The sequence below is a fragment of the Novacetimonas hansenii JCM 7643 genome (genome assembly GCF_000964405.1).
GTDB lineage: Bacteria > Pseudomonadota > Alphaproteobacteria > Acetobacterales > Acetobacteraceae > Novacetimonas > Novacetimonas hansenii.
Genome location: NZ_BANE01000363.1, coordinates 1 through 382, shown reverse-complemented (window position 1 = coordinate 382; position 382 = coordinate 1). Strand labels below are relative to the sequence as shown.

Sequence of the window (382 nt, the reverse complement as noted above, 5' to 3'; positions counted from 1 at the left end):
ACCGGCGAACGGGCTGGCGAATACATCGTCGTGGTGGTCGATGACCCCACTCTGGCACAGGGCCTGCGCGCGAGCCTGTTCCAATCAGGCCGGGGTGGGCGGGTCTGGCAGCTTGTCTGGAACCGTCCGCAGAAACGTCAGGGAGCACGTGAATGATGCGCCTGACTGCAGGAGCGGGACGGGGTGGTCGCAATGCCAGCACGCTTACCCGGTTCAGTCTTGCCCGCTTGAGCTGCGCGGGGCTGGCGGCTTCGATGGTGCTTCTGATGCATCCTGCCAGCGCGCAGGACATCGAGGGAATGATCCGCCAGGCGGCAGAGCGTGTTGCCCTGCCGTCAGAATGGATCCGCGCGGTGATGCAGGTCGAAAGCGGTCGTGATGC

At 65.2% G+C, this 382-nt stretch carries 1 protein-coding gene and 1 pseudogene; both read left to right on the top strand.

The window, feature by feature from the left end; genetic code table 11:
- Positions 1–156: DUF736 family protein (locus tag B7G66_RS16655; protein ID WP_148424816.1), on the top strand; the 156-nt coding region annotated here is incomplete at its 5' end.
- Positions 153–382: pseudogene (locus B7G66_RS16650) on the top strand (lytic transglycosylase domain-containing protein); the annotation flags it as partial. The gene B7G66_RS16655 and the pseudogene B7G66_RS16650, both read left to right, overlap by 4 nt.